Source organism: Ilyobacter sp. (assembly GCF_041583315.1).
Classification (GTDB): Bacteria; Fusobacteriota; Fusobacteriia; order Fusobacteriales; family Fusobacteriaceae; genus Ilyobacter.
In genome coordinates this window covers 1-4,122 of sequence record NZ_JBFHGC010000245.1, presented here as the reverse complement: position 1 = coordinate 4,122, position 4,122 = coordinate 1, and the positions used below count along the sequence as shown (strand labels likewise).

General features: G+C 35.4%; 4 protein-coding genes. All 4 read left to right on the top strand.

Annotated elements, in window-relative coordinates; all coding sequences use genetic code 11:
- Positions 1–737 precede the first annotated feature (737 nt).
- Positions 738–2,171, top strand: a complete 1,434-nt coding sequence (locus tag ABZA26_RS09195) for an APC family permease (protein WP_372714224.1) — start codon at positions 738–740, stop codon at positions 2,169–2,171.
- Positions 2,172–2,215: 44 nt separating this feature from the next.
- Positions 2,216–3,352 (top strand): tyramine oxidase subunit B, encoded by a 1,137-nt coding sequence (locus ABZA26_RS09190; protein WP_372714223.1) that lies wholly within the window; start codon positions 2,216–2,218, stop codon positions 3,350–3,352.
- Positions 3,353–3,400: 48 nt separating this feature from the next.
- The gene (locus tag ABZA26_RS09185) at positions 3,401–3,709 is read left to right on the top strand and encodes a (2Fe-2S)-binding protein (protein WP_372714222.1); all 309 of its coding nucleotides are present in this window, start codon (positions 3,401–3,403) and stop codon (positions 3,707–3,709) included.
- Positions 3,710–3,926: 217 nt separating this feature from the next.
- A partial coding sequence (locus ABZA26_RS09180; RefSeq protein WP_372714221.1) for an FAD-dependent oxidoreductase occupies positions 3,927–4,122 on the top strand: 196 nt, incomplete at its 3' end.

Below are 4,122 nucleotides of genomic sequence, written 5' to 3'. Positions count from 1 at the left end.
TATAGCATGCTTAAATGCTTAAGTTATACCAATTAATTTTTTATTTTATGCTGTTCTTTGTGACGCGTCACAAAGAATTTAGAGTTCTGTACCATTGTGGTTTAAAAAAAAATCCTTTATAATCATAGTATATTAAATCTTACAAGTCAGTTTCCGGAACTGTTTTCAATAACAATTATGATAATTGACTTTAATAAAATACTGAATAATCCATCATTAAACAATATTTTATATAAAAAAGTAAATGGCATCTTATCAGCAAAAAAAAGAGACAACTCTTTAATATCCTGGAAAGATACAAAGTCGTTTTACTTTCTCTGAATATCAGATGAAAGTAGTTCGGCTTTTTTTTATTAATGTATTGGTGATGTGATAAAAATTCAGTTTAAATTGATTTGGAATTATTATTAGAAGTTTTAAAATTTTGGTTTAGAAGTATGTTTCAAACCGGATATAATCAATGCTCTATAAATGAATATCCTTCCTGAAGTTTTAAATTCATGATATGAGAATTCAACTATTTAATTTTCTATTTAACTCTTTTCACTCTTTGGCATCTGTTCACAGTCTTTTCTTGAATTTCTAGATCTATTGAGATAATCAAAATCAGGAGATTATCACTATAATATTTTGAAAACACAAATAATAATCAAAAAAATGAAACAAAAATCTAAAAAATAATATTATAGGATATTCAGGGGCATATTTTAACTAATTATTTAATAGGAGGTTACAGTATGACAAATCAAAAATTAGGATTATCAAGTGCAGTTTCAGCAGGTATTGGTCTAATCGTAGCAACCAGTTGTTTAGTAACATTATCACAGGGTGTGGGTATCGCCGGTAAAGGGTTCATTATCGCTCTGGCTATTGCCTGTGGATTAAATATTTTAGTAGCTTTTTCTTTTGCGGAACTCAACGGGTTAATGCCTGTTACTGGCGGATTGGGACAGTATACATTAGCAGCAATGGGTCCATTTGTCTCCATGATTGCCGTTATTGGAGGATATATCATATGTGGGATTTTGGCAGCCAGTTCAGAAGCAGCTATGATCGGGTTTGTAGTAACTTCATCTATTTTACCCAATGTCAGTCCACTGTTGATTACACTTATATCTATTTTATTCTTATTTATAATTAATGTTTTCGGAATTCGTTCTTATGCAAGAACTCAGATGATTACTACAGTGGTAATGATAGGTTCCATGATCATAATAGGTGTAATGGGGGCTCTGAAACTGGGTTCAGGTGAAGTAGTTACCCAGACAAATCAAGCTTTTAATCCTATGGGACTTGGAGTTGTTTCTATGACAGCCTTGGCTTTTTGGTTATTTATTGGAGTTGAATTTGTATTACCGCTGACAAAGGATATGAAAAAACCGGAGAAGGACATTCCTAGAGGGATGATACTAGCCTTGCTTATATTAATGGTGGTTCAGTCTATTATGATCTTCGGTATCTCCAACTATGTACCTCATGAAATATTACAGACATCAAACCAGCCTCATATGGAATTTGCAAGACTTATGTTAGGAAAAGTAGGAACTGGATGGATGACTATAATCAGTATAGGGGCAGTTGTAAGTACTCTGAATACAATCCTTGCAGGTATTCCTAGAATGCTGTTGGGGATGGCTGAAGGAGGAATGCTTCCTAAGGCTTTTACAAAAATAAATCGTTATGGTGTGCCATATAACGGACTGTTTCTTATTACAGGTGGAATTGTAATGGCTTTACTGACAGGTATTACTTCGGCTGATGACTTAATAATATTTATTCTGACAGGGTGTCTGTTCTGGATGGCTTCTTACATAGTGGCACATTTAAATGTCTTAGTTCTTAGAAAGCGTTATCCAGATGCCAAGAGAAGCTTCAGTGTCAAGTTATTTGGACTACCTCAGATAATCGGTATTATTGGAATGATATACATGATGACACACATTATAGATGTACCTGATTTAAGAAATGCTATCTATTCAAACGCGGCAATCTTAATGGTGGCTTTAATTGCTTATTGTTTTGTATGGGTTAAGTTTGTTATGAAGAAGGGGCTTTTTGAGACAATAAGTATGGAAGAAGTTATTGCTCAAGATGATACCAGCTCTGATATAGATTACAATGATGATCTAGATTATAGTGATGAGAAAAAATTGGGAACTGTTTTAAGCTAATTGAAAATGAATATTAAAAATAACTTTTTAGGGGGGAAATGAATATGAAAGACAGTAAGGTTGATTTTATTTATTTAAGTGAAAAGGATATGATTGAAGCGGGAGTTAAGGATATGGGCGGATGTGTAGATGCTATGGAGGAGATGTTTAAACTCCTTAAGGTGGGAGATTTCAGAATGGGTGGATCAAATGGATTTTCTCATGGATGTATGGTAACTTTTCCTGAAGAATCACCTTTTCCTAACATGCCTTTAGACGGCCCTGACAGAAGATTTATGGCTATGCCTGCCTATCTCGGAGGAAAATTTGATATGGCCGGAGCAAAATGGTACGGATCGAACTCTAACAACAGGGAAAAGGGCTTGCCAAGATCAATTCTTATGCTGACACTCAATGATAAAGATACCGGTGCACCTGTAGCACACATGTCAGCTAATGTACTCAGTGCTTACAGAACAGGGGCTATTCCAGGAGTTGGTGTGAAATATCTGGCACGTGAAGATGCAAAAGTATGTGGGATTGTAGGTCCGGGAGTAATGGGGAAAACGGCTCTGGCTTCATTTATGGCTGTAAGACCGACAATTGAAACAGTGAAAATAAAAGGTAGAAGTCAAGGCTCCATAGACGAATTTGTAAAATATGTAAAAGAGGAGTTCCCAACTGTTAAGAATATTGAAGTTGTCGCTGACATAGAATCAGCATTAAAAGACGCAGATGTTGTGTGTCTAGCAACCTCTGCAACACTTGGAAACCTTGACGAATATCCATATGTAAAAGAGGAATGGGTAAAACCTGGAGCTGTAATATGCTGTCCTGCTTCAGCAAGATTTGACGAAGATTTCATTGTGAATAAATCTAGAACAGTTGTAGATTGTTTACATCTATATGAAGCATGGGCAGAGGAATATCCATATCCGACATTCCATACTATCCCTATTCCTGCTTGTTATAATATGGATTTACTACATGAAGGGAAAATTAAAAAAGACGATATACATGATCTTGGAGATATATTAATGGGAACAGTTCCTGCTCGTCGTAATGACGAAGAGATAATAATATACTCTGTAGGTGGTATGCCTGTTGAAGATATCGCATGGGGAACGTTAGTATATAGAAATGCACTGGAAAAAGGTATTGGTACAAAACTTAACCTTTGGGAAAAACCAGAGCTGGCCTAAAGAAAAAACGTGGCTTGAAAAAATTAAAAATTAGGAGGAGGTCTCCACATGAGAATAGAAGAACACCCGGTACTGGGGAAAATAGAAAAAGGTGAATTGATAGATTTTACAATGGACGGGAAACCGTTAAAAGGACATAAGGGAGAACCTATATCTGCAGCTTTGAAAGCTGCAGGTGTCATGGTTCACAGACATACACATAAGCATTCCCCAAGGGGAGTATTCTGTGCCATAGGACGTTGTACAGACTGTGTTATGGTGGTTAATGGTAAGGCAAATGTAAGAACCTGTGTTACTCCCTTAGAAGAGGGAATGGTAGTGGAAACTCAATATGGTGTCTCGGCAAAAGCAAAATAGATAAAACTAAATAAAGTCACTTTTCAAAGAATTATTGTAAACTATTGATTTTCTTATGTTTTTAGTTACAGATCAGTAGAAATAAATTAGAAAAATATGCAGAATTTTGGGCACAGAGTATAGCAGAGAAAAAGATGAGTTTCTTAGATACCTAGCAGAAGAGTTCAGTTGAATTTATATATATTAATTATAGAATAGCAAAAAGGATGGGATGAATATGAAAAGATATGATCTTATAGTAGTCGGTGCAGGACCTGCAGGACTTTCCGCTGCAATTGAAGCGGCAAAAATAGGTCTTGAAGTAGCTGTTTTCGATGAAAACTCTAAGCCAGGTGGCCAACTATTTAAACAAATACATAAATTTTTCGGGTCCAAAGAACATAAAGCTAAAATAAGGGGATTTAAAATCGGGG

Bases quoted from the DNA above. Each gene is read 5' to 3' on its own strand.
- ABZA26_RS09195 (WP_372714224.1), top strand. From the start codon at position 738: ATGACAAATCAAAAATTAGGATTATCAAGTGCAGTTTCAGCAGGTATT.
- ABZA26_RS09190 (WP_372714223.1), top strand. From the start codon at position 2,216: ATGAAAGACAGTAAGGTTGATTTTATTTATTTAAGTGAAAAGGATATG.
- ABZA26_RS09185 (WP_372714222.1), top strand. From the start codon at position 3,401: ATGAGAATAGAAGAACACCCGGTACTGGGGAAAATAGAAAAAGGTGAA.